The sequence below is a fragment of the Sphingomonas longa genome (assembly GCF_016892685.1).
GTDB classification, from domain to species: domain Bacteria; phylum Pseudomonadota; class Alphaproteobacteria; order Sphingomonadales; family Sphingomonadaceae; genus Sphingomonas; species Sphingomonas longa.
Window position 1 is genome coordinate 524,919 of sequence record NZ_JAFEMC010000003.1, and the last position, 24,243, is coordinate 549,161.

General features: G+C 69.1%; 22 protein-coding genes. 8 read left to right on the forward strand and 14 right to left on the reverse strand.

Annotated elements, in window-relative coordinates:
* Positions 1 to 3: 3 nt before the first annotated feature.
* Entirely contained in the window at positions 4 to 924 is a 921-nt protein-coding gene (locus ILT43_RS12565) for a pirin family protein (RefSeq protein WP_204199304.1), read from the reverse strand.
* A 55-nt stretch (positions 925 to 979) separates the two neighbouring features.
* On the reverse strand, positions 980 to 1,678 hold the full coding sequence (locus ILT43_RS12570) for a pirin family protein (protein ID WP_204199305.1): 699 nt from the start codon (positions 1,676 to 1,678) through the stop codon (positions 980 to 982).
* Between the two features lie 133 nt (positions 1,679 to 1,811).
* Here ILT43_RS12570 and ILT43_RS12575 point away from each other — a divergent pair, with 133 nt between their 5' ends.
* Complete coding sequence (locus tag ILT43_RS12575; protein WP_204199306.1) at positions 1,812 to 2,741, forward strand: LysR family transcriptional regulator; 930 nt, start codon at positions 1,812 to 1,814, stop codon at positions 2,739 to 2,741.
* On the opposite strand, the gene ILT43_RS12580 is transcribed toward ILT43_RS12575, so the two are convergent.
* The 4 genes from ILT43_RS12580 to ILT43_RS12595 form a co-directional block, all read right to left on the reverse strand.
* Positions 2,738 to 5,137 (reverse strand): TonB-dependent receptor domain-containing protein, encoded by a 2,400-nt coding sequence (locus ILT43_RS12580; protein ID WP_204199307.1) that lies wholly within the window; start codon positions 5,135 to 5,137, stop codon positions 2,738 to 2,740. The two genes, ILT43_RS12575 and ILT43_RS12580, sit on opposite strands and share 4 nt — an antisense overlap.
* Positions 5,134 to 6,078: a FecR family protein gene (locus ILT43_RS12585; protein ID WP_204199308.1), complete on the reverse strand. Its 945-nt coding sequence runs from the start codon at positions 6,076 to 6,078 to the stop codon at positions 5,134 to 5,136. Before ILT43_RS12585 ends, ILT43_RS12580 begins: the two co-directional genes overlap by 4 nt.
* Positions 6,075 to 6,536, reverse strand: a complete 462-nt coding sequence (locus ILT43_RS12590) for a sigma-70 family RNA polymerase sigma factor (protein ID WP_204199309.1) — start codon at positions 6,534 to 6,536, stop codon at positions 6,075 to 6,077. The genes ILT43_RS12585 and ILT43_RS12590 overlap by 4 nt, the downstream gene beginning before the upstream one ends.
* A gap of 189 nt (positions 6,537 to 6,725) precedes the next feature.
* A complete protein-coding gene (locus tag ILT43_RS12595; protein ID WP_204199310.1) occupies positions 6,726 to 9,875 on the reverse strand; it encodes an autotransporter domain-containing protein in 3,150 nt (1,049 codons plus the stop codon).
* Positions 9,876 to 9,988: 113 nt separating this feature from the next.
* On the opposite strand from ILT43_RS12595, the gene ILT43_RS12600 reads away from it, so the two are divergent.
* The 3 genes from ILT43_RS12600 to ILT43_RS12610 all read left to right on the forward strand — a co-directional run bounded on the left by ILT43_RS12600 (position 9,989) and on the right by ILT43_RS12610 (position 13,647).
* A complete protein-coding gene (locus ILT43_RS12600) occupies positions 9,989 to 11,509 on the forward strand; it encodes an MFS transporter (RefSeq protein WP_204199311.1) in 1,521 nt (506 codons plus the stop codon).
* Positions 11,510 to 11,584: 75 nt separating this feature from the next.
* Complete coding sequence (locus ILT43_RS12605; protein WP_204199312.1) at positions 11,585 to 12,598, forward strand: lactonase family protein; 1,014 nt, start codon at positions 11,585 to 11,587, stop codon at positions 12,596 to 12,598.
* Positions 12,595 to 13,647, forward strand: a complete 1,053-nt coding sequence (locus ILT43_RS12610; protein WP_204199313.1) for a zinc-dependent alcohol dehydrogenase — start codon at positions 12,595 to 12,597, stop codon at positions 13,645 to 13,647. The genes ILT43_RS12605 and ILT43_RS12610 overlap by 4 nt, the downstream gene beginning before the upstream one ends.
* A gap of 168 nt (positions 13,648 to 13,815) precedes the next feature.
* Here ILT43_RS12610 and ILT43_RS12615 read toward each other — a convergent pair whose 3' ends face one another.
* A complete protein-coding gene (locus ILT43_RS12615) occupies positions 13,816 to 14,298 on the reverse strand; it encodes an ANTAR domain-containing protein (protein ID WP_204199314.1) in 483 nt (160 codons plus the stop codon).
* A gap of 205 nt (positions 14,299 to 14,503) precedes the next feature.
* Here ILT43_RS12615 and ILT43_RS12620 point away from each other — a divergent pair, with 205 nt between their 5' ends.
* Complete coding sequence (locus tag ILT43_RS12620; RefSeq protein ID WP_204199315.1) at positions 14,504 to 15,502, forward strand: methyltransferase; 999 nt, start codon at positions 14,504 to 14,506, stop codon at positions 15,500 to 15,502.
* Between the two features lie 36 nt (positions 15,503 to 15,538).
* Here ILT43_RS12620 and ILT43_RS12625 read toward each other — a convergent pair whose 3' ends face one another.
* Both ILT43_RS12625 and ILT43_RS12630 read right to left on the reverse strand, forming a co-directional pair.
* A complete protein-coding gene (locus ILT43_RS12625; protein ID WP_204199316.1) occupies positions 15,539 to 15,826 on the reverse strand; it encodes a hypothetical protein in 288 nt (95 codons plus the stop codon).
* 15 nt (positions 15,827 to 15,841) lie between these two features.
* Positions 15,842 to 16,654, reverse strand: coding sequence for a hemerythrin domain-containing protein (locus ILT43_RS12630; RefSeq protein ID WP_204199317.1), 813 nt, complete (start codon positions 16,652 to 16,654; stop codon positions 15,842 to 15,844).
* Between the two features lie 373 nt (positions 16,655 to 17,027).
* Here ILT43_RS12630 and ILT43_RS12635 point away from each other — a divergent pair, with 373 nt between their 5' ends.
* Positions 17,028 to 17,954: an alpha/beta hydrolase gene (locus ILT43_RS12635; RefSeq protein WP_239474568.1), complete on the forward strand. Its 927-nt coding sequence runs from the start codon at positions 17,028 to 17,030 to the stop codon at positions 17,952 to 17,954.
* Positions 17,955 to 17,978: 24 nt separating this feature from the next.
* Here ILT43_RS12635 and ILT43_RS12640 read toward each other — a convergent pair whose 3' ends face one another.
* Together ILT43_RS12640 and ILT43_RS12645 are read right to left on the reverse strand one after the other, a co-directional pair.
* Entirely contained in the window at positions 17,979 to 18,200 is a 222-nt protein-coding gene (locus ILT43_RS12640) for a hypothetical protein (RefSeq protein WP_204199319.1), read from the reverse strand.
* 5 nt (positions 18,201 to 18,205) lie between these two features.
* The gene (locus ILT43_RS12645; protein WP_204199320.1) at positions 18,206 to 18,451 is read right to left on the reverse strand and encodes a hypothetical protein; all 246 of its coding nucleotides are present in this window, start codon (positions 18,449 to 18,451) and stop codon (positions 18,206 to 18,208) included.
* A 100-nt stretch (positions 18,452 to 18,551) separates the two neighbouring features.
* Here ILT43_RS12645 and ILT43_RS12650 point away from each other — a divergent pair, with 100 nt between their 5' ends.
* Together ILT43_RS12650 and ILT43_RS12655 are read left to right on the forward strand one after the other, a co-directional pair.
* Positions 18,552 to 19,244: a cell wall hydrolase gene (locus ILT43_RS12650; RefSeq protein ID WP_204199321.1), complete on the forward strand. Its 693-nt coding sequence runs from the start codon at positions 18,552 to 18,554 to the stop codon at positions 19,242 to 19,244.
* A gap of 46 nt (positions 19,245 to 19,290) precedes the next feature.
* On the forward strand, positions 19,291 to 20,202 hold the full coding sequence (locus ILT43_RS12655) for a CE1 family esterase (RefSeq protein ID WP_204199322.1): 912 nt from the start codon (positions 19,291 to 19,293) through the stop codon (positions 20,200 to 20,202).
* A gap of 6 nt (positions 20,203 to 20,208) precedes the next feature.
* Here the strand turns inward: ILT43_RS12655 and ILT43_RS12660 are convergent, their stop codons facing one another.
* The 3 genes from ILT43_RS12660 to uxuA all read right to left on the reverse strand — a co-directional run bounded on the left by ILT43_RS12660 (position 20,209) and on the right by uxuA (position 24,178).
* The gene (locus ILT43_RS12660; RefSeq protein WP_204199323.1) at positions 20,209 to 21,489 is read right to left on the reverse strand and encodes an MFS transporter; all 1,281 of its coding nucleotides are present in this window, start codon (positions 21,487 to 21,489) and stop codon (positions 20,209 to 20,211) included.
* Between the two features lie 95 nt (positions 21,490 to 21,584).
* Positions 21,585 to 22,895: an MFS transporter gene (locus ILT43_RS12665; RefSeq protein ID WP_204199324.1), complete on the reverse strand. Its 1,311-nt coding sequence runs from the start codon at positions 22,893 to 22,895 to the stop codon at positions 21,585 to 21,587.
* A gap of 71 nt (positions 22,896 to 22,966) precedes the next feature.
* Positions 22,967 to 24,178: a mannonate dehydratase gene (gene uxuA / locus ILT43_RS12670; RefSeq protein WP_239474740.1), complete on the reverse strand. Its 1,212-nt coding sequence runs from the start codon at positions 24,176 to 24,178 to the stop codon at positions 22,967 to 22,969.
* Between the last annotated feature and the right edge of the window lie 65 nt (positions 24,179 to 24,243).

Sequence of the window (24,243 nt, forward strand, 5' to 3'; positions counted from 1 at the left end):
ACGTTACGGGTAACGGACGGGTGCGGGCTGCTCCGGCAGGGGAATGAACTCGTGCTCGTCCGGCACATGCGCGAAGCGATCCGCCTGCCAGTCCGCCTTCGCCTGTTCGATGCGATCCTCGCGCGAGGAGACGAAGTTCCAGAAGATGTGGCGGCGCTCCGGAAACGGCTCGCCACCGATCAGCATCAGCCGCGCGCCGTGTTCGGCGTGCACCACGATCTCCGCCCCCGGCTTGAACACGACGAGTTCGCCCGTCGCGAAGCCGCCCGTCTGGCCGATGACGCCGATCGAGCCCGACACGACGTAGATCGCGCGTTCGACGTGCTCGGCGCGCAGTTGATAGCGCGCGCCCGGCCGAAGCTGGATGTCGGCATAGACGAGGTCGGAGAACGCCTTCACCGGCGACACCAAACCGTCCGACGTGCCCGCCACCAGCGTTAGGCGCGTGCCGTCCGCCTCCGCGACCGGGATCTCGTGCGATTTGTAGTGGGCGAAGTCGGGCGCGACCTCCTCCATCTGCGTCGGTAGCGCCAGCCACGTCTGCAGACCGAACAGCGACGCCTCCCGCTCCCGCCATTCGGGTGCGGTGCGCTCCGAATGGACGATGCCGGAACCCGCCGTCATCCAGTTGACCTCGCCCGGCCGGATCGCCTGCACCGAACCGACGCTGTCGCGGTGCAGGATCTCGCCCTCCAGCAGATACGTGACCGTCGCCAGCCCGATATGCGGGTGCGGACGCACGTCCAGCCCCTCGCCGCCGCGGAACGCCGCCGGCCCCATCTGGTCGAAGAAGATGAAAGGGCCGACCATCCGCCGATGCGCGGACGGCAGCGCGCGGCGCACGGTGAACCCGTCGCCGAGATCGCGGACCGGGGGCAGGATCACCTGCTCGACCCCCTCGATATCGCTGGAACGGATGGACATGGACTTGCTCCGAGAAGAAATGGCCGCCGGGTTTAACGCCCGGCGGCAGGTAAGGTCAGGCGGCGTCGACCAGAATGATTTCGCTGTCCTCGATCGCGGTGATCGTCAGCGTATCCGTATCGCTGATCGCGACGCCGTCACGCGCATTTGCTCGCTGGCCCTCGATCTCGACCGCACCGGTGGCAGGCACCAGATAAGCGCGGCGTTCCTTGCCGAGCGGATAGGCCGCGGTTTCGCCCGCCTTCAGCGTGGCACCGACGACCCGCGCATTGGTGCGGATCGGCAGCGCGTCGTCGTCGTTGGCGAACCCCGACGCCAGCGTCACGAACCGGCCGGAGCGCTCGCCCTTCGGGAAGGGCCGCGCGCCCCAGCTGGGCTTCTCGCCGGTGCGGGTCGGCTGTATCCAGATCTGGAAGATCTTCGTCGTCACGTCCTCCTTGTTGTATTCGGCGTGTGCGATCCCGGTACCGGCGGACATCACCTGCACGTCGCCGGCCTCGGTCCGACCGTGATTGCCCAGATTGTCCTGATGCGTGATCGCGCCTTCGCGGACATAGGTGATGATCTCCATGTCACGGTGCGGGTGTGGCGGAAATCCGGACTGGGGCGCGATCGTGTCGTCGTTCCAGACGCGCAGATTGCCCCAGCTCTCCCGCTTGGGATCGTAGTAATTTGCGAACGAGAAATGATGCTTCGCGTCGAGCCAGCCGTGATTGGCACCGCCGAGCGACGAGAAGGGGCGAAGTTCGATCATGTCCGTAGCTCCTTGCTGGAGGATGGCCGGACTGTCTCCGCTGCCGTCCCCCGTTCCGATGACGTGGAGATAGGCGCTCTCGACATGATCGATCAGTGGGATAAAGTGAAACCGAATGTTCGAGGAAGTTGTAATGTCAGGTCCGGGCACGCCGACGCTCGATCAGTTGCGCGTATTTCTGGCGGTGGTGGAGGCGGGCAGCTTCGCCGCGGCGGGCCGACGGCTGAACCGGGCGGTCTCCGTCGTCAGCTACGGTATCGGCAATCTGGAGGATCAGCTTGGGCTGCGCCTGTTCGACCGGGAGGGAACCCGCAAGCCGCAGCTGACCGTGGCCGGCCGCGCCGTGCTATCGGAGGCGCGCGGGATCGCGCACGGGATCGACGAACTCCGCGCCAAGGTGAAGGGCCTGCTGGAAGGGCTGGAGGCGGAGGTCAATCTGGCCGTCGACGTGATGCTGCCGGCGGAGCGGCTGGGGCGCATCCTGCGTGAGTTCGCGGTCGCCTATCCCACGGTTGCGCTGCGCCTGCATGTCGAGGCGCTGGGGGCGGTCACCGCGCTGGTGCTGGACGGCAAGGCGGTGGTCGGCATCTCCGGCCCGCTCGCGGCGGGGGTGGAGGGAGTCGACTGCAACTCCGCCGGATCGGTCGCGCTGGTGCCGGTCGCCGCGCCCGATCACGAGCTGGCGCGGATGGAGCGGATCCCGCCGGGTGCGGGCCGCAACTTCACGCAGCTCGTGCTGACCGATCGGTCGCCGCTGACCGAGGGGCAGGACTTTTCGGTGATGAGCACGCGGACGTGGCGGCTCGCCGATCTGGGGGCGAAGCATGCGTTGCTGCGGGAGGGAATCGGGTGGGGCAACATGCCGCTGCCGCTGATCCAGCCCGATCTGGTCGCGGGCACGCTCAAGCAATTGGCGATGCCCGATCATCCCGGCGGTATCTATCGCTTCGCCGGGGTCTGGCGACGCGACACGCCGCCCGGCCCGGCGGCGTCGTGGCTGCTCAACCGCTTCGTCGAACTCGGCCGCGACGATCGCGAGGCGGCGGGGCTTGGCGATATCTAGAATGCCGCGTCGAGCCCTAGCCGGACCGTCCGGGGCCGCAGCGGCGTGGCCTGATCGCGGCCGGTGGTGAACGGCGTGCCGAGCGCGAAGCGGTTGCCGCGCTCGTTCGTCAGGTTCGTCACGCCCGCGCTGATCCCGATCGCACCCAGCCCGATGCGCGCGGTGATGCCGCTGTCGAGATAGCTGCCCTGGAGCTGGCCGAGCACCGGCCCGACGCCGAGCCGCGACGATCCGACATAGCGCAGCCACCCGTCCACCTTCAGGTCGGCCGACGACCCCAGGTCCCGCGTGTAGACCGCGCCGGTGCGAGCGGTGACGCGCGCGGTGTTCGGGATCTGGCTCAGCCGCGCGGCGACCTGTGCGCGGGCGGCGGCGGGATCGATCGTGAAGCTGCCGACCAGATCGAACAGCCGCACCGCGGACGGTTCATCGATCCGGCCGTTGTTATAGGACAGCGCCGCCTCCACCCGCAGGCCGTCGCTGACGCGTGCGCCGAGCGTGCCCTCGATCGTCCACAACCGGCCGTTGCCGATATTCGCGGTGCTGGGCAGGCCCGATCCGTCGATGAAGTCCGCCTGGATGTCTCGCCATGCGGTGTGCGCGAGCGTCAGCGATCCGTCGAACCGGTCCGATCCGGCGCGCCCGGTGCGCAGCCCCGCCTCGATCGTCGCGACGCGGTCGTTCTGGAACCGGCGCACGAAGTCGCTCTCGATCGCCAGTCCGCCGGGCCGGAATCCCTGTTGATAGCGCGCGAACATCTGCAGGCGCGGGGTCAGGTCGACCAAGGCCGCGGCGGACGGCAGGACGATCGTCTGCTTGCGGCGTGCGCTCATCGCCAACAGCGCGACCGGCACTCGTGCGGCGATGTCCTCGCCTGCGCCGTCCAGCACCGAACGCGTGACGCGCAGCCCGGCGGTGGTCAGCAGGCCGGGGAGCAGCCGCACGCTGGTCTCGCCGTACAGCGTCGCCTCCCGGATCGAATTCACGACGCCGGTCGTCGGCTCCAGTGCGCCGGGTGCGCCGAACAGGCGGGTCAGGCGGGTGCGGTTGTGGATGTAGCTGAACCCCGCCAGCCAGCCCGATCCGTCGGGGGCGGACGACCACAGCCGCGTCTCGTTCGCCTGCATGCGCGTGCGGTTCGCCTGCGCGAACAGCCGCACCGGCGAGTCCGGCGCTGTCGCGTCGTAGCGTTCCATCAGGTCGTGCGCGGTGACGCCGCTGGTCGAGCGGACATGCACCGTGCCGAGCCGCCCCGACACGACGAGCTGCGCCTGCCCAAAATCGGCGCTGAACCCCTCCGTCACCGGTGCCGCACGGGTCAGTGGCGGGTCGCCGCGATCGGCATATTGGCTGTCGGCGCCGCGGATGCGCTGACCGATGCCGATCAGCTCCACGCTCCAGTCGCTGGACAGGTCGATACGAGCGGCGGCGCGACCGCCCTCGATGCGGGTGCGGTTGACGTCGGTGCGGTCGAGCAGCGGCTTGTCGATATACCCGCCTTCGGTTGAGGCGTTGGCGACGAGGCGGATGGCGAGCCGGTCCGCGACCAGCGGCACGTTCGCGACCAGTTGCGTGTCCGCGCCGGGCGCCCCGTGCTGCGTCACCGATCCGCCCACCGTCGCGGAGCCGCCGAAGCGCGTCGGGTCGGGCGCGTTCGGCACCAGCCGGATCAGACCGCCGAGCGATCCCGCACCGTACAGCGTCCCCTGCGGCCCCTCCAGCACCTCCACCGCCGCCAGGTCGGACAGGCGCAGATCGGGATCGGGCGCGTTGTAGCTCAGGCGCAGGTCGCCGAAATACTGGCCCACCGTCGCCTGGGTCGGGCCGGTGAAGCTGGAATCGGCGATGCCGCGGATGAACAGCTTGTTGCGGCCCGCGCCCAGATAGGTGGAGGCGACGCTGGTCAGCCGGTTCGCCAGCCGGTCGGTGCCGCCCGCGCCGCCGAACTCCAGCTCGCTGCCGGTGACGCGCGCGAACTGCCCCGCGAAATTGTCGCGCGTGGTACCACGCTTGCTGGCGGTGACGACGATATCGCCGCCTTGATCGGAGGCTATGTCCGGCCGGGGAGCCGCCCGGCGCACGGCCACGCGAGCGGGTCGCATGGCGGGGCGGCGGGGCACCAGCCGCCAGCTTCCCGGGCCGATCGCCACCAGTTCGGCATCGGCACGCCGGGCGATCAGCGCCAGTGCGGCAGCCGGCGTCCACCGCCCGCGCAAGGCCGGCACCCGCTGCGCCCACAACCGCGGCTCCGGCACGACGACGCTGACCCGCGCAATCCGGCCGAGCGCCACGACCTGCTGCCCGACGCTGCCGCCCGGCAGGTCGAGCGACATGCTCTCGGCCGCAGCCGGAGCCGCAACGAGCGTGACGGCGGCCGCGACCGCGGTGCGGATCACGGATGCGGTTCCAGCGTCCACCCGTCCGCGTCCTGCCGCACCGTCACGTCGAGCAACTGGCCGAGCAGCGCCGGCCGCCGTTTCAGCGCCTGCACGTCGAGCGTCCCGCGGAACGTGCGCCGCGCGACGGCGGGCGCGGCGCGGACCGGCTGACCGAGCTGGCGCGACAGGTCGGCCGCGACCTCGTCCAGCGGCACGCCGTCGAACGCCAGTCGCCCCTCTTGCCACGCCCCGACATCGCCCGGTTCCACCGCCAGCCGCCGCAGCGAGTCGCCCTCGGCGACCACCGCCTGACCGGGATCGAGGGGTAGCGCCGCGCCGTCCGGATCGATCATCACCGCGCCCTCCGCCACCGAGACGCGGGTGCGCTGCGCGTCCGTCTTCACGTCGAATACGGTGCCGAGATCGACCAGCGTCAGGTCGCCGACGCCGACCGCGAACGGATGCGCGGCGTCGTGGCGAATGCGGAACAGCATCTCGCCACGCTCGACCATCGCCACGCGCGGCGCATTGTGGTCGAGCCGCACCTTCGATCCGCCGGCCAGCACGATGCTGCTGCCGTCCGCCAGCGCGACGATGCGCTGCTCGCCCGGTGCGGTTTCGACCGCATAAGGGCGTGGTGTCTCGGTCCACACGCCCAGTCCGATCGCGCCGGCGAGCACCGCTGCGAGGGCGCCACCGATCCAGCGTCGGGTGTACCGGCGCGCGGGCATGTCGTCGTTCGCCGCAATCAGATCGCTTGCCGGAACCGTCACCGGCGACAGCGCCGCGACATCCGCCGTGAAATCGTGCAGCGCGGCGACCGCCCGGTCGTACCGCTCGGACCGCGAGGCATCATGCTCCAGCCACAGCGTGAACGCGTCCCAGTCGGCGTCCGGCCCCTCCATCCGCAACGCCCAGCCGAAGGCTTCGTCATCGAGCGGGGTAGAGTCGTCGTTCATCGTAACCGCTCCTTCAGGTCGGCCAGAGCGCGGCTGGCGATCCGCAGGTCGCTCTCGACGGTGCTCAGGCTGACGCCCAGTTCCGCCGCCACCTCTCGCTGCGCCGCGCCGTCGATCCGCACGCGCCGGAACACCGCCTCCCGGCGCGAGCCCAGCGTCGTCAGCAGCGCCGCGACTTCGCCCGCTTCCTGACGCGCCGCGACGCTGCGGTCGGCGGCCGGCTGTTCCTGCGCGTGACGGTCGCTCCACGCCTGATCGCGCGCCTCCGCCTGTCGGCGCGCGCGGTAGCGATCGATCATCAGCGTGTCCGCCGCACGGTACAGATACGCCAGCGGATTGCCGATCGGCCCGTCCGCCCGCCCCGCCACCTTCAGCCATACGTCGTGCGCGAGATCCTCCGCCGCATCGCCCGCCCCGCGCGCCAGCAGGAATCGCACCAGCTTGTCGCGATTGGCCAAGAATACGGCCTCTAATCCCGCGTGGGGCGCGGGGGCAGGTCCGGGGGGCGGCATGATGATGACCGGTCGAATGGGACGGAAGACGGCTCGTCTAGCCGATGCGCGGGCATGCGGAAAGGCGCTCCACCCGTGGGGCGGGTGGAGCGCCGGTTCGCCACGCGTGCGGGGGCTGGGCACGCGGGAATTCGCCTAGAAGGCGAATTGCAGGGCGGCGCGCGCGGTCAGCGCCACGTCGCCGAAGCGCTGTTCGGCACCGACTTCGCCGCTCAGGCGGACTTCGGTGGTGCCGGTGATCGCGCGGACCCGCCCGGTCCAGCCGCCGCCGCGCTCTTCCGGATCGAGCGTAAAGGCCGTGCCGCTGCCGAAGCTGGCGGTGGTGCGACCGATCGCGCCCGAGATGCGTTCGCGCCGGCCGCCTTCGACCTCGATCCGGCTCCACTGCGAATAGCGATCGTCGCCACCGAAGTTGATGCCCGCCGCCAAGGTCGCCGTGACCGCCAGTTCGTCGCTGCTGCGCTTGCGCACGGTCAGGTCGTACGCGGTGCCGCCGCCGGTTTCCCGGTACGCGTCCTCGTTCAGCTTGTAATATTCCAGGGCGACGATCGGCCGCAGGCTGAACTGGCCGACGACATGCTCGTACGACACGGAGCCGGAGCCGGAATAGAGCATGCCGTTCCAGTCGGAATCCGCCCGGCGCTGCACCGCTTCCGATCCGATCGCGTCGTCGAATTGGCGCACCGCGTCGAACGACAGGAAGGCGGCGGAGCCGCGGACCTGCGCGGCAAACCCGCCCCAATGGCCGCGCCAGTGTCCTGCCAGTTCGTACTGGCTGTGGTTGACGCGGTTGACCGCCACGCCCTCGTTGTCGCGACCGCGCAGATAGGCGAACGAGACGCCGATGTTGCCCATCTGCGATTTGCGCTCCAGCCCCCCGCTCATGCCCCAGCCGCGTACGTCGTAGCTGGTGGTGCTGCGCGCCCCCTTCGACGAGTCCCAGCCGACGGGGGCGAGCCACATGCCCCAGCGGCCTTCCTCCGCGAACGACCCCGCGGGATCGCGCAACTGCCCGGCGGCGGCGCGCGACGCCAGCGTCACGCTTTCGAACACGCCCCCGGCATAATTGGGCAGCATCTGGTCGATCGCGGCCCGGAACGCCGCGCCGTCATAGAGGCCGCGGATCGCCGCGCCGACCTTCGCGTCGCTGCCGATCGCGGTGTCGATCGCGTCGAACGCGCTGGTGCCGGCGGCGTTCAGGCCAAGCTCGGTCCGGGCCTTGCGCGCGACCTCCACCGCAATCTCGTTCGGGGCGCTGGCGACGATCGCGCCCTTGTACAGGAACGGCACCGCCGTGCTCGCCAGCGTCAGGTTGGTCGCGCCGGTCAGGGTGCCGGACCGCAGCACGACGTAGCGGCCGGTGATGTCGGTGCCGCCCGTCACGCGCAGCGCCAGCTGGCTGTTCGCGCCGATCGTCGTCGCGCCGTTCACGACGATCAGGTTGCCCGTGGGGTTCGCCTTGTCGAGCGCGACGCTCAGCACTGACTGGTCGCCCAGCGTCAGCGACCCGATCGTCGCCCCGCCCGTCGCCCCGAACGTGCCGCCGCCGGATGCGACGGTGACCGCCAGGTTCGCGGCGTTCGTCAGTCGGCCGGCAAAGACGCCCTTGCCGGTGATTGCGAGCACGTCCGCGCCGCCGCCCGCGAAATCGGCGATGCCGTCGAACCGGCCGGTGCCGCCGATCGCCAGCGTGTCCGCACCGCTGCCGAAGGTCGCGGTGCCCGCGAAGATGCTGGCGTTCGTCATTTCCAGTCGGTTGCTGCCGCCGCCGAACGATACGTCGCCCGACACCGATCCGGCCTGAAGGTCGAGACGGTCGTTGCCCGATCCGAACCGGACCGCGCCGGAGATGGCCGGGGCGGCGGTCTGGCCGGTGACGGCGATCTGGCGAACGGTCGCGCCCGCGGTGTTCGCGGAAAGGTCGATCGCGACGGAACGGGTGGCGTCCGCCCCCGCCGCACCGATCGTGCCGCTATTCTCCACCAGGGTCACGCCACCGGTGCGATCGAGGATCGCGACCGCGGTCGCCCCCGTCGCGGACGCGCGGATCGAGCCGGTGTTGCGGATCGTCGGCACCGTTGCGCCGCTGTCGATCAGGATCGCCGCCGAGCGCGTATCGGCAACCCCGCCGCCCGTCGCCGTGACGGTGCCGCCGACGCGCAGTTCCGGCGTGGACGCGCCCGCGCCGAAGCGGATCGCGGTGGCGGACGCGCCGACCGCGGTCGCCTGCACCGTGCCGCCGACCGCGAGACCCTGCGCGATCGTGACATTGCCGCCGAGCCCGCCGATCGCCAGCGCCGTGGCGGTCACGCCACTATAGATGCCGTTGCCGGTCACGCGCCCGTTGACGATCAGGCCGGCGTTGGGCGCGGGCGTGCCGGCGACCGCGCCGATCGTCACCGCCCGCGTGGCGGAGCCGATCTGGAACGCCGGTGCCGCGCCGTAGGTGACGATGTCGCCGACCTTGCCGGTGGCGTTCGACAGCGTGATGCCGCCCGCCACGTCGCCCGCGACGATCAGCGCCGATCCGCCCTGCAACAGGTCGTCCGCATCCAGCTTCGACACGTCGGCGGGCGCGGTGGTCGACCGGTAGCCGGTGCTGCCGATCAGCCCCTCGACGACCAGCGCGCCGCCGATGTTGCCGTCCAGCCGTGCGCCCACCGCATCGCGGCCGGTCGCGGTGATCGTGCCCCCCAGCGTGACGGCGCCGGACACGTTTTCGGTACGGACGCCGACGCTGCGGTCGCCCAGCACGTTGGTCTTGCCGCTGTGCGTCACCGCGCCGGTCAGCGGTCCGCCAAGATAGATCCCGGCGGAATCATTGCCCTCGACGGTGATCTCGCCGGTGTTGGAGATGGCGCCGGTGAACGCGCCCGCGGTGCGGATGCCGGTGCGCACGGAGCCCTGAGCGAACGGGCCGTCGAGGTCGCCGTCCTTGTCCGCGTCGGTGGCGGTATAGGTCTCGTCGACGATGATCTTGCCGCTGTTCGAGATGTCGCCGCGCACGCCGGCCTGCGCCAGGATGCCGGTCGCACCGTTCGCGTCGGTGATCTGGATCGTGCCGGCATTGGCGACATTGTTGTTGCTGTCGATCGTCACCGCGACGCCGCCGGTGGGCACGATGCTGCCGGCCGAGGTGATGCTGATAGTGTCCGCGGCGCCCGCCTTGACGGTGGAGGTGCGGACCGGCGTCGTCTGCTTGGTGGCGATGCTGGTCTGGGCGGTAACGGAGGTCGCGGCGATCAGGGCGAGCGGCGCGGCGGAGGCGAGGAGCAGGCGGTACACGGAAATTCCCCTTCGGATATCTTCTGACATCCAGACGGAGGCGATGCGCCGGAACCTTGAACGGTGTGTCCGATGTTTAGAAACCTCAGCAAAATCAAATCGTTGGTCCGTGCATGCTGTCGCTGGCCCCGCAAGCGCTCGTCACGCCCGAAGACCGGGAGCGCGGTTTGACCCTGCTCGTTCGGGAGGCCGCCTTTTCCGGCGGTACGGCGGCGTTGACCACCGGCGTGATCCTGACCGCGTTCGCCCTGCACCTCGGCGCGTCGAACGTGATGATCGGCGTGCTGGCGAGTGCCCCGTTCCTCGCGCAGTTATTGCAGCTTCCCGCGATCGGGCTGGTGGAGCGGTGGCGCAATCGCAAGGCGATCTCGGTCGGCACCAGCCTGATCGGACGGGCGATGCTGGCGGTGATGGCGGTGCTGGCGTTCTTCGTGGGCACCGGCCCGCTGCTGATCTTCCTCGCGGCGCAGGTCGTGCTGTGCGGGCTCGGCGCGATCGGCGCGTGTGCGTGGAACGCGTGGATGCGCGACCTCGCGCCCGAGGACCGGCTGGGACAGGTGTTCGCCCGGCGCACCGCGTGGCTGACCGCGATCAGCGTCGTGCTGGGGCTGGTCGCGGCACTGGCGCTGGACCGTACCGCGCCGGGCTCGTCCGCACGCGACTGGGTGTTCGCGGCGATGTTCGGTGCGGGTTGCGTCACCGGCCTCATCAGCGCGCGGCTGGTGGCTTGCATGCCGGAACCGCTGATGCCGCCCGCGCCCGGCCCGGTTAATGTCGGCGAGCTGGTCCGCCAGCCGCTGCGCGACGGCAATTTCCGGCGGCTGCTGGTGTTCGTCGCCAGCTGGCAGTTCGCGATCAACTTCGCGACGCCGTTCTTTACGATCTTCATCGTCCGGCAACTGCGCTTCGATCTCAGCTTCGTGGTGCTGCTCAGCGTGCTGAGCCAGATCGCCAACATCCTCGCGCTGCGGACCTGGGGAACGCTGAGCGACCGCTATGCGAACAAGTCGGTGCTGGCGGTGTGCGCCCCGACCTACATCGTCGCGATCGTCGCGATGATCGGCGCATCGCAATTCGGCTCGCGCGAGATCGTGAAGCTGTGGCTGGTGCTGCTCCACGTCGTCATGGGCGCATCGATCGCGGGGGTGACGCTGACCAGCACCAACATCGCGCTGAAACTGTCGCCCAAGGGGTCTGCGACCGCCTATGTCGCCGCCAACGCGATGGTCACCGCCGTCGCGGCGGGGGCGGCACCGATCGTCGGCGGCCTGCTCGCCGACGTATTCGCGGCGCGGAAGATCGAACTGATCGCGCGCTGGACCGGGCCGGGCGGCGTGTTCGCCCTGCCGATCACGCTGACGCATTGGGATTTCTACTTCCTGATCGCCGGGATGATCGGCCTGTATGCGATCCACCGCCTGTCGCTGGTCGAGGAGCGCGGCGAGATCGAGCGGCGGGCGATGGTCGGCCAGTTGCTGGTCGAGACGCGGCGCACGATCCGTAACATCTCCACCGTCGCCGGCCTGCGCGCCGCCACCGACTTGCCGGGAACGCTGCTGCGCGACGCCCGCCTGCGCACGCGCCTCCGCCGGGCGCAACAGGCGAAGGCGACGCGGGAGTCGGAGGTAACCTGATTTATTTCGCGGCGCGTTCGGTGGGGTAGGGGTGGCGTCGACAGCGCCGGCAGCGTGAACGGATATAGCGGAACGATGATGACGAGACTGATCGCAGGCGGCTATGCAGGACCGGGCGCACGCGGGCTCTATCCGCTGGAACCGACGGCGGACGGCGTGCTCCGGGTCGGCGATCCGGTCGCGCCGGTCGTCAACGTGTCCGCGGGCGTGGCGCTGCCCGGCAGCGGCCGCTGGTTCGTGGTCGACGAGGCGGCGGCGCACATCCATCTGCTCGACGCGACATCCGGGTGGCTGTCGCTGGCATCGTTCGCATCGGGGGGCGTCGACCCCTGCCACCTCGCGCTGTCGGGGGCGGGGGATCTGCTCGCGGTGGCCAATTACGGCGACGGCGTGGTCGCGCTGTTCCGGCTGGATCCGGAGACGAACCGACCGCTCGGCGCGCCGTCGATCCACCGCAACGCAGGGAGCGGACCGAACCCGGAGCGTCAGGCCGGTCCGCACGCGCACTGGGTCGGGTTCGGGCCGAACGATGTGCTGTACGTCGTCGACCTGGGCATCGACCGCATCCTGAAATTTCATCCGCAGGGCGGCGTGCTGGGGGAGGCGACGCTCGCCCATGTCGCCCCTTCTGGATCGGGACCGCGGCAATTGGTGTTTCACCCGACGCGACCGATGGCGTATCTTTTGAGCGAACTCGCGTCGACGCTGACGGTGCTGCGGGTCAGCGGCGGCGGGCTGACCGCCGAACGCAGCTTTTCGATGCTACCGGCGGGAACGCAGACGGAGAGCCTGGGCGGCGCGATCGCGCTCAACGCGGAGGGCACGCGCCTCTACGCCAGCAACCGCGGCCACGACAGCGTCGCGACCTTCGCCCTCGACGCGGTCGGCAACGTCACGCCGCTGGGGCACACCCCGACCGGTGGCCAGTCGCCGCGATTCCTGCTGCTGTCCGACGATCATCTGCTCGTCGCTCACGAACAGGCAGGCGGCGTCACCCTCCTGCCGCTGGATGCCGATGGACTGCCGCAGTCGTCCACTGCCCGCGCCGACGTGCCGGCTGCCTGTTTTCTGGGAGTTTTGTCCGCATGAAAGCCGCGCTGAAGACCGATGACGGTCGCTTCACGATCGAGGATGTCGAGGAGCCGGTGCTGCCCGCGGCCGATTGGGTCAAGGCGCGCGTCCGCATGGCCGGCATCTGCGGCACCGACCTGCGCCACTGGAAGAAGCCGGACGAGCATCTCGCCTGCTGCATCATGGGCCACGAACTCGCGGGCGAGGTGGTCGAGGTCGGGGCCGACGTGACGAACGTCGCGGTCGGCGACCGGGTGCTGATCGAATCGGTACTCGGCTGCGGCCATTGCGAATGGTGCCGCGTGCGCCAGTATAACCGCTGTCCGGGCCTGTACGCCACGCGCCGCGCCAGCGTGTCGCGCGCCTATGCCGAATATGTCGTCGGGCCGGCGCACAAATTCTATCGCCTGCCCGACGCGATCGGGTTCGACGATGCGTCGCTGCTCGACACTTATGCGGTGTGCCTGCACGCGCATCACCTGTCGGGACTGACGGTCAACGCCAAGGTCGCGATCGTCGGCGCGGGTCCGATCGGGCTGGGGCAGGCGATGCTCGCCAAGGCGGGCGGTGCGGACGTGCTGATCGTCGACACGGTCGATCACTCGCTGGCCGTCGCGCGCGAGTTGGGTGCCGATCATGCGGTCGACTCGTCGAGCGCGGACCCGGTCGCGGCGGTGATTGCGATGACGGGAGGGCGCGGCGCCGACATCGTCTTCGAATGCGTCGGCGGCGAGGAAATGCCGACGACGCTGCCGCTCGCGACGAAGCTGGTGCGGCGCGGCGGCAAGGTCGTGATCGTCGGCGGGTTCGAGGATGGCGAGACGAGGATCCCGCTGGAGTGGCAGCGTATCCAGATGTCGGAGATCACGCTGATCCCCAGTGCCAGCTTCGCGTTCCACGACATCTATCCCGAGCAGGCGGAGGTGCTTGAACTGGTCGCGCGCGGCAAACTCCAGACGCAAAAGCTGATCACCCACCGCTTCCCGCTCGACCGCATCAACGAAGCATTCGACATCGCGCAGGACAAGGCGCGGACGGGAGCGATCTTCGTGGGGCTGACGATTTAGAGGGTGAGGACAGTCAGTCCACCCCCCCCCCCCTCACCCCAGCGGAAGCTGGGGTCTCCTGAGGCGGCGCTGTCCGCTACCACAGGGAGACCCCAGCTTCCGCTGGAGTGACGGCAAAAGTTGGGATGGCGGGGGCGGAGGCTGAAATAGAGGCCGTGGCGGCGGTGCTTATAAAGTAACCCGGCGACCGTTCCCTACCGGCCAGAATGCCCGTGCGGAACTCGCCGCCTCGTCCGCGCCAACATCCAGCGCCTCGACGACCGCCTCCACGACCTGAAACCCGGCGCAGGGGTCCAGCATGCACGCGTGCCGGTGCAGCGGGCTGCCACTGTCGAGCCGGGCGGGGCCGACGACCACCACGCGCACGCCGCGGTCGATCGCGGCATCGAGCGCAGTGGACAGACCGCGACCGGGCAGTTCGTGGTTGACGATCAACGCCGCCGGAGCGTGCCGGTCGAGCAGCGTTTCCAGTTCCGCGACATCGGCGGCAACGCCGGCGACACGTCCGCCAGACGCAACGATGGCGTTGCCGAGATAGGCGGCGCGGTAGTCATTGGCGACGGCGATCGCCACGCGCGTGCCGTCCAACCGGTCGCGCCGCAACGCGCGGTCGGGCGCGTGCGTCGGCATGGGAGCGTAGGTCTGTTTCACGTCGGACACTTTCGATCGTTCTGATGCGGGAGTGTCCTCCCTTCGCTGGCACAACGCATTGATCGCCATCAGCCGACGGCGGATTTCGTCGCATCCGGCGGGCGGCGTGTCGAGCCTTGCCGCGAAGTGCGTAACCCAGGTCAGAGGGGGGAACCGGCTGCCGTCGCCCTCATTATTTCCGCGAGATAAATCGCAGGATTACAGTATGTTGACGTTAGTTAAGCCGACCGACGAACTGGTGGAAGCCGCTGATCGCGACGGCTGGTTCTCCCCGGAGAGGAGGGCCGCGCTGCTGGCCGTGCTGCGGTTGCTCGCGGCGCGCGGGTACACCTTCGTCACCGCGACTCCGGCGACGCATGCGCGCGTCGTCAAGCGGCCGACACGGCGAGTCGCGAGCAATCTGCGCGACGTGCTCGGTTGGAGCCTGCCGTTCGAGCGCGACCTGCTCGACACGGAGATGTTCGACGCGCTCGACGCCGCCGGGATGCTGGCGGAGGTGGAGAACGGGCGCTTGGCCGCGCTGCTGCGCGTGTCGGCGGTGGAGGGGACGCTGTTCCTGCATTCCGCGTATCCGACGACCGATCACGACTCGGTGTTTCTCGGTCCCGACAGTTACCGGTTCGCCCAGTGGATCGCGGCGCGGCTGCTGCCCTCGGCGCATCGCATCCTCGATTACGGCGCGGGGGCCGGGGTCGGCGGGATCGTCGCGGCGCGGGAAACGCGGGAGCCGCATCTGACGCTGGCCGACATCAACCCCAAGGCGCTGTTCCTCGCGAGCATCAACGCCGAATTCGCCGGTATCGACCACGGTACCGTCCACGCGCAACAGCCACGGGACGTGCCCGGCCATTACGACCTGATCGTCACGCACCCGCCGTTCATGATCGACGGGGGGCAGCGCGCGTATCGCGACGGTGGCGACCTGTACGGCGCGCGGCTGTCGCTGGAATGGGTATTGCAGGCCATCGACCTGCTCGCGCCCGGCGGTCGCCTGATCCTGCACACCGGCGTGTCGATCGTCGGGGGACGCGACGTGCTGCTCGACGCACTGCGGGAACGGCTGCCGGCGACCGGGCTGGGCATGGAATATCGCGAACTCGATCCGGATATCTTCAGCGAGGACCTGGATCAGCTCGGCTATGTCGATGTCGAGCGCATCGCCGCCGTGGGGCTGGTGATCCGCCGGATGGACGAGCCGGAATAACGCCTGTCGTCGCAACAGGGTGAGGGCGGAGGGCGATCACGCACTCCGCCCTTGTCGCGTCGGCGTCAGTGCGCCTTGGGGGAGCTGGTCGACGCCCGATCGCGTCTGGCCGGACGCCATGTCCGCGGTGTGGCGCACGAACATCAGCGCGCCGGCCCCGAACAGCGGCAGGATCGTGAGCACCGCCCACAGCATCGCCGCGCCGCGCGACGCGAGCCGGCCGCGCTTACGCAACGCGATGCCGATCACCAGCAGCACCAGACTGGCGGCGATGGCGATCAGGACGTTCATCAGGATCGTATCGCCGGGTGCATTCTCGCCCATCTTCGCCTCCCTCGATCAGGCCAGCTTCAGCCCCTCGCGGTGCATCAGCTTCGTCAGGTGGCGGTTCTGCGCCTCGTCCAGCGTGCGGCGCATGCGCGGAAACAGTTCGTCCTCCTCTTCGCGCATGTGCGACTCGATCATCGCGCGAAACTCCTTCACCTTCGATAGCCACGCGGGGTCATCGCGCGGCATCTCGCCGAGATCGAAGAAATACTGTTTCACATAGCCGTGTTCGTGATTCAGGTGATCGGCCGCCTCCGCCATCTCCAGGTCGCGCATCATCGCGTAAATGCTGTTCTCCTCCTGGAACGCGTGCTTGCCGATCGCGTGCTTCAGCGTCGTCAGCAGGGTGGTGCGCTTCGCCACCTCGTCTTCGCCGGTCGCCTCGATCTGGTCGAAGATCGCCAGGGCCGCGCGGTGTTCCGCCGCCAGTGCCTTATCCCAGCTGCCCGCCAGCACGGACGGGGCCTGCACCACCGCCTTGCGCAACAGATTGGCGAGCAGGCCCGCACCGACCCCGACCGCGGCACCGATTGCCACCGTGCGGCTCAGACCCTCGGAGCGCGTCGTTTGGTCGGCTTGATCGCGGAGGGCGTCCGCCTCGACCTCGGTAGCCGCGCCGCCACCGCCGCCGATGTCGCGTGTGGCCTCCGCATAGGCGACGCCCGACGTTTCCTCCACGACGACGAAGGTGCCGCCATCGAGGTTCAGCGCGTGGTCGTATCCCGGCTCCTCCGCGCGCTGGTCGCCGGTGGCGACATCGCGGGTGGCGTTGCCCTGCTTGTCGTCTGGTTCGGGGGTGCCGTAGATATGGGGTGCGTCGCTCATCGGGCTATCCTGCGCTCGGGGATCGAAACCGGAGCAACCCTCCGCCATGCTGAGGGTTCCGTTATATAACTTGCATTATCAATGTGTTGGATGTCGTCAGCGATGTTCAAGCGACGTGCGATCTTGATTATTCCGCCGCCTCCGTGCTGTCTGCGGTCACCGCCGCGGCGTCATGCGGTACGGTCACGCGACGTCCGACAGCGTTGGCTCCGGTGGGATGATCGTGAACCAACGTGAGTGGAAAATCGGCTGCTATTGGACGGCCGATCTTCGTCAACCGACAGTATTGTACGGTGATAGCGCTACCGCTAAGCTGAATGGATAATATCATATAGGGAGAGCGGAGATGATGCGGCGACTCGTGGCACGAGCCATGTTCCATAGTCTGCGACCCGTGCAAGTTGGCCTGATAGCGGCGGCCTGCGCCGCAGCCCCGGCCCTGGCGCAGGACGACAAGATGGTCGTGATCCCGGTCCCGGCGCAGCCGACCGCGATACCCCTCGACACCGGCAAGCTGCCGGGCGCGACTGCGCCCGAAGCGTGGCACCGCCAATATGGCAGCGTCTTCGCGCGCAACGTTACCGTCGCGACACTGACACCGTTCCTTCCGGATCCTGCCAAGGCTACCGGCACTGCCGTGGTCGTCGCGCCCGGTGGTGGTTTCCGGACGTTGTCGATGGAGAACGAGGGGTGGGACGTGGCGCGGGCGCTGGCGGCGAAGGGCGTCGCGGCGTTCGTGCTGAAGTACCGGCTGAACCCGACGCCGGAAGACATGAAGGGGTTCGAGGCGTCGATGACGGCGATGTTCTCGGCCACCGCACGCCCGCCGCGGCCGAACCCGCGCGACGCGATGGCCGGCATCGCGCCGCAGATCGCCGATGCGCGCGCCGCCTTCGTGCTGATCCGTCGTCGCGCCGGGGAGTGGCACGTCGATCCGGCCCGCGTGGGTATGGTCGGCTTCTCCGCCGGCGCGATGCTGACGATGGCGACGGCGCTGTCCGGCAACGATGCCAAGCCGGCCTTCATCGGCAACATCTACGGGCCACTGGCGGCGGTAACGGTACCAGCCGGTGCGCCGCCGCTGTTCGTGGCACTGGCGTCGGATGACCCGTTCTTCGGCAATGGCGGCTTCGGCTTGGTCGATAGCTGGCGGACTGCGAAGGCTCCGGTGGAGTTTCACCTGTTCGAGCAGGGCGGCCATGGGTTCGGCATGTACCCGAAGACGACGACCAGCACCGGCTGGTTCGAGGAGTTCGCCCGCTGGATGGACATGCACGGCTGGCTGAAGCCGCGGTCATAAGCCGCGTTGCTAGGTCACTGGTCGTCAGTCCGGCACGCGCCAACTCTCCTCGTCTACCGCCGCCTCTGCCGTTCGACCGAGATGGCGGTAGAAATTTTCGAAGATCGGAACGGTGAAGGTGACCAGAACCGGGTCGGCACCCGGTTCCTTGAAGGTCAGCACGACGAAGCGCGTGCCCGTCTCGTCGATCATCAGGCCGGTTTCGATCGCGCCAGGGCCGCTGGGGCTGATAACGGTTTCCGTCATGTCGATCAGCTCGGGTGGGCTGCGCTTTCGGTGGCGGCGTCGCCACTTTCGGTCGGCACGGTAGCGGGGCCCAAGTCTTCGTTTAGGGCGGCAACATCCGCGTCGGCATCTTCGGACAGGCGCATCTGCTCGTACGCGATCTCCAGATCTGCGACGCCCGAACCGGTGGGCTGGATCGGCAGGTCGCCGAAGCCTTCCGGGGCGGCTTCGTTCGTGGTGTCGGTATCCGTGGCTCTGGGATCGATCATCATGCTCTCCTGTACGCTGTCGTCGAGGCAGCAACGCACCGCACGCCGGCTGGTCGCATGATCGGGTGCTGATCCCATCGCGCGGCTCCGCTAAAGGCCCGACATGGCGCAACGGCGAGGACCCAGCACACGGCGTAAATCGGCCACGCGCAGAACCGGCGCCAGCAGGCGAACGGCGCGGCGGCGGACTGCGTCGCAACGCCGCTGGTTCCTGCTGCTGGGTGTCGTCGCGGCTGTCATCGTCGCGGCGACCTGGATCGGGTCGTTACCTCTGACGGTCGCGCCGCCGAACGTGGCGAAGCCGATGTCGATGGCGGCGGCGCGGGCGTCGAACGCGAAGGTGCCGACCGTCTATAGCCGTTTGCGGCGCGCGGCACGCTTTCGGTTCCGTGGTGGCCCGGCAGCGCGCGAGCAGGCGGCCGAATGTCTCGCCACCGCCGCGCTTTACGAAGCAGGCGACGACCGGCGAGGGCAGCGGGCGGTGATGCAGGTCGTGCTGAACCGCGTCGGTGCGCGGGGCTTTCCGAAGACGGTGTGCGGCGTCGTGTATCAGGGGTCGTCGCGGATCACCGGCTGCCAGTTCTCCTTCACCTGCGACGGATCGATCCGGCGGCGGACGATCCATGCTGGCTGGGCCAATGCACGGCGGGAGGCGCGGCGGGCGCTGTCGGGGCGCGTCTACCCGGAGGTCGGGCGGGCGACGCATTACCACACAGACTGGATGGTACCCTATTGGCGCGACTCCCTCGTCAAGGTTGCGCGGATCGGCACGCATCTGTTCTACGTCCGGTCATGAGGCGTCGCGATTGACGATCGGGCGTGGTCGCCAGCATCATGCTTTCATGACAAAAGTATCGCTGCGCCGCCTCGCAATCTGGATGTTCGCCGCGCTTCTGGGATCCATCGCGACCGGAGCCGCGGCGTGCCCGCTGGGACCGGGGGGCGCGGGTCGCTTCTCGCCGAGGCCGGATGTCGCGCCGGTGGACGTGCATGTCCCCGCCGGCTGGACGGGAGCAAGGCCGGCGCCGCTCGTCATCCTGCTGCACGGCAGCACCGGGACCGGTGCGCAGATGCTGCAAAGCTCCGGTCTGGCAGAGACGGCGGATCGGCACGGTTTTCTGCTCGCCTACCCGGACGGCGGCATCGCCGCGAAGAGCGGCTTCGTGTGGAACATCCCCGGCGTGCCGACGGTGGAGGGGACGGTCCCCGGTCCGGGCGACCGCGACGATGTCGCCTATCTCACCGGCCTGATCGATGCCCTGGCGGCCGCGGGCTGCGTCGATCCGCGGCGCGTCTATGTCACCGGACTGTCGGGTGGCGGGCGAATGGTGTCCTGGCTGGGCTGCGTCGTGCCGGAGCGGTTCGCGGCGATCGCTCCGGTCGTGGGGCTGCGGGCCGGCAATCCGCTGGCATCCGATCCGACGCGGCCCGATCCGGCCACCTGCCAGCCGCGCACGCCGGTCGCGGTGATGGCATTCGCGGGCGACAAGGACACGACCAATCCCATCGAGGGCGGGGGCGCAGGATACTGGCAGTACACGATGCACGCGGCGGAGCAGCGCTGGGCACAGCTCGACGGCTGTACCGTGGTGCCGACGACGCGCTGGGTGTCGCCGGGGATCTATGAGGAGCGCTACGCCGACTGTCGCGGCGACAGCGAAGTGGTCGCGCGCGTGTCCGTGGGGCGGGGGCATGAGTGGGTGGTCGACAACGAGGCGCTGTGGGCGTTCCTGTCTCGTCACCGGCGGCCGTAGGGGGGCTCAGCCGCGTTGGGAGCGGGGCAGGCGGCGTTCGACCAGCAGCACGGCGGCACCGGCCAGGAGCAGGCACAGCGCCAGGAACAGCATCGGTGCCAGATCGCTGCCGGTATCGTCACGGATGCGGGGCACCACCGTCTGCGCGATGAAACCGCCGAGGTTGCCGACCGAGTTGATCGCCGCGAACCCGGCGGCGGCGCCCGCCCCGGACAGGAAGCGCGGCGGAAGGGTCCAGAACACCGGCTGGCCGGAGAAGATCGCCGGTGCGGCGATGCACAGCAGCGCGAACTTCAGCACCGCGCCGGGGACGATCACGCTCGCGACGAGGCAGACCGCCCCGATCAGTGCCGGACCGACGATGTGCCAGCGCGGGTCGGCGAAGCGCGCGGCGTGGCGCGGCACCCACCACAGCGCGAGCGCGACGAGCAGCCACGGGATGACGTTGAGGAAGCCGTTGACGGTATTCGACACGCCGAAGCCCTTCACGATCGTCGGGAGCCAGTAGCTGAGGCCGTAGGCGGCCAGCGGGAAGCCGAGATATGCACCGCACAGCATCAGCACGCGCAGATCTGCGAGGGCGCGTAACGGGTTGCCGTGCGCGACGATCCCCGCCGCGGCGCGTTCCGCCGCCAGCGTCTCCGCCAGCCAAGCCTTCTCCGCCGCCGGCATCCACGGCGCGTCCTCCGGCCCGCGCGGCAGCCAGCGCAGGACCGCGGGCACCAGCAGCAGAGCCGGAACCCCGGTGGCGAGGAACACCCACTGCCACCCGCGCAGACCCAGCGAGCCGTCGAGGTCGAGCAGCATGCCGCCGATCGCGGCGCCGACTGCGTTGGCGAAGGCGCTGGCGACCATGAACAGGCCGATCGCGCGCGCGCGGTGCGCCTGCGGGAACCAAAGGGTCAGGGCATACAGCACGCCGGGGAAGAACCCCGCCTCCGCCACGCCGAGCAGGAAGCGCAGCACGTAGAACATGGTCTTGTTCGGCGTAAAGGCGAGCAGCAGCGTGACGACGCCCCAGCTCGCCATGATTCGCGCGAACCACAGCCGCGCGCCGACGCGTTCGAGGACGAGGTTGCTCGGGATCTCGAACAGGCAATAGCCGATGAAGAACAGCGCTGCACCGAGCCCATAGGCGGCCTCGCTCAGCCCCAGGTCGCCGACCATCTGCAACTTGGCGTAGGACACGTTCTGGCGGTCGATATAGGCGACCATGTAGATCAGGCCGAGCAGCGGGATCAGCCGCGTCATCACGCGCCGGACGGTGCGGTCGCCCAGTTCGTCCATCGTCCATCCTCTCGCCGTCTCTGGGGTCTCGCCGTCTTCGGCCCCTCGCCGTCTTGCCCCTTGTTCGGGTAATCGTCGGCGCGCGCAAGCCTTTGCTAGTCGTCGGAGGCCGGGACCTGCACCGCGGTCTCCAGGTTGGGGACGAGCAGGTGGACGAGCAGGAGGGCGACGAGGTAGGCGCTGCCGGCCCACAGGAAGACGGGGACGTAAGTGCCGACGGTTTCCAGCACCCGTCCCACATAGTTCGACATGATCATGCCACCGACTGCGCCCGCCGCGCCGCCGATGCCCATCACGGAGGCGACGGAGGTGCGCGGGAAGGTGTCGGACACCATCGTGTAGAGGTTGGACGACCAGCCCTGATGCGCGGCGGCGGCGAGGCCGATGATCGCGACGGCGGCGATCAGGCTCGACACGCTGCTGGCGAACACGATCGGCGTGACGAGGATGGCGGAGACGAGCAGTGCCAGCTTGCGGCCGGCATTGACGCTGTACCCGCGCTTGATCAGCGCCGACGACAGCCAGCCGCCCCCGATGCTGCCGACATCCGCCAGCAGATACACCGCGATCAGCGGCGGGCCGAACGTCTTGAGGTCGAGGCCGTGCCGCTTGGCGAAAAAATCGGGCAGCCAGAACAGGAACAGGTACCAGACGGGGTCGGTCAGGAACTTGGCGACGACGAACGCCCAGGTCGCGCGGCGGCGGAAGAGCTGGCGCCATGGGATCGGCGCGGTGCCCGCGTCGTTATCCTGATCCGAGGTGATGTAGGCGAGTTCCTGCGCAGTGATATGCGGATGCTTTTCCGGCGCGCGGTAGAAAGCGAGCCATGCGACGAGCCATACGAAACCAAGCAGGCCGGTGATGAAGAACGCCGCCTGCCATCCGTAATTCAGCGCGATCAGCGGCACGACGATCGGCGTGGCGATCGCGCCGACATTGGCGCCGGCGTTGAGGATGCCGGCGGCCAGCGCGCGTTCTTTCTTCGGGAACCACTCGGCGACCGACTTGATCGCGGCGGGGAAGTTTGCGGATTCGCCCAGCCCCAGCGCGAAGCGCGCCGCGGCGAACCCGCCGGGGCTGCGGACGAAGGCGTGGACCAGCGCGGCGAGGCTCCACACCGTGATCGCGGCGGCGTAACCGAGCTTCGAGCCGATCTTGTCGATGATCGGTCCGCAGGCGAGCAGGCCGATCGCGTAGGCGGCCTGGAACCAGAAGACGATCGTGCCGTAATCGATCTCCGACCAGCCGAGCTCGTTCTGCAACGTCGGCTTCAGGATGCCGATGACCTGCCGGTCGATATAGTTGATCGTCGTCGCGAAGAAGAGCAGCGCGCAGATCACCCAGCGGACGTTGCCGCCGGCCCGGGTCGGGGAGGGAGCGGCGACTGCCACGGTGGATCCGTTCACGCATACTCTCCCGGGCTGGTACCGCACGGTCCGCAATCGGCCGGTGCTTGTCGAAGCGTGTGGGCCACCGATCAGGCTTCGACCGGAGAAGGGGCGGCAGACGCGCGCGCAGCGGTCGCATGGGCGATGCCGCGTTCCAGCCCGCGCAACTCCGCAAGACCGCGCATCCGGCCGATCAACGAGTATCCGGGCAGCGGCGTCTTCGACAGATCGTCGAGCATCTGGTGCCCGTGATCGGGCCGCATCGGGATCGACCGTCCCTCTCTGGTCTGCAAATCATGGATCGCGGCGACAAGCCCCACCATGTCGGCATTGCCCTCCAGATGCGGCGCTTCGTGGAAGGCGCCGCCCGGTTCGCGCTGAACGGAGCGTAGATGCAAAAAGCCGATCCGGTCACCCAGGCGATCGATCATCCCGGCGAGATCGTTGTCGCCGCGCGCACCGAACGATCCCGCGCAGAAGCACAGCCCGTTGGACCGGTTGGGGACCCGCCGGAACAGGGATGCGACGTCCGCCTCGGTGCTGACCACGCGGGGCAGACCGAACAGGGCGAATGGTGGGTCGTCGGGGTGAACGACGAGCTGAATGCCGAGTTCGTCGGCGAGCGGGCACACCGCCTCCAGAAACGCGACATGGTTGGCGCGCAGGGTTTCCGGATCGATGCCGTCATATTCGGCCAGCGCCTGGCGGAATTGTTCGCTGGTGAACGCCTCCTCGCTGCCCGGAAGACCCGCGATGATCGTGCGTTCCAGCCGATGCCGCTCGTGCTCGCCCATCGCATGAAAGCGGCGAGCGGCACGGTCGATCAGGTCCGGGTCGTAGGATGCTTCGGCACCGGCCCGGCGGAGAATGTGGAGGTCGTAGACGGCTGCCGCCTCCAGCTCGAACCGCAGGGCGAGCGCGCCGTCCGGCATCGTCCAGGCCAGGTCCGTGCGCGTCCAGTCGAGCACGGGCATGAAGTTATAGGTGACCGTGCGAATGCCGCACGCGGCCAGATTGCGCAGGCTTTGTCGGTAGTGATCGATCAGCGCATCCCAACCGGGATTGCCGGTGGCACTGCGGGTCTTGATGCCCTCATGCACGGGCAAGCTCTCGACCACGGTCCAGTCGAGACCGGCCGCCTCGATCTCGGTCTTGCGGGCGACGATCGCGTCGGTGGACCAGATGTCGCCATTGGGAATCTCGTGCAAAGCCGTCACGATGCCGGTGGCGCCGGCCTGTCTGATGTCGCGCAACCTGACCGGATCAGACGGGCCGAACCAGCGCATCGTTTCGGTCATCATCACCGTCTGGGCGTCCTCTCTGCCGTGGCGGCCGTTCCGCCGCTCACCTCCGCACAAGTCTAGCA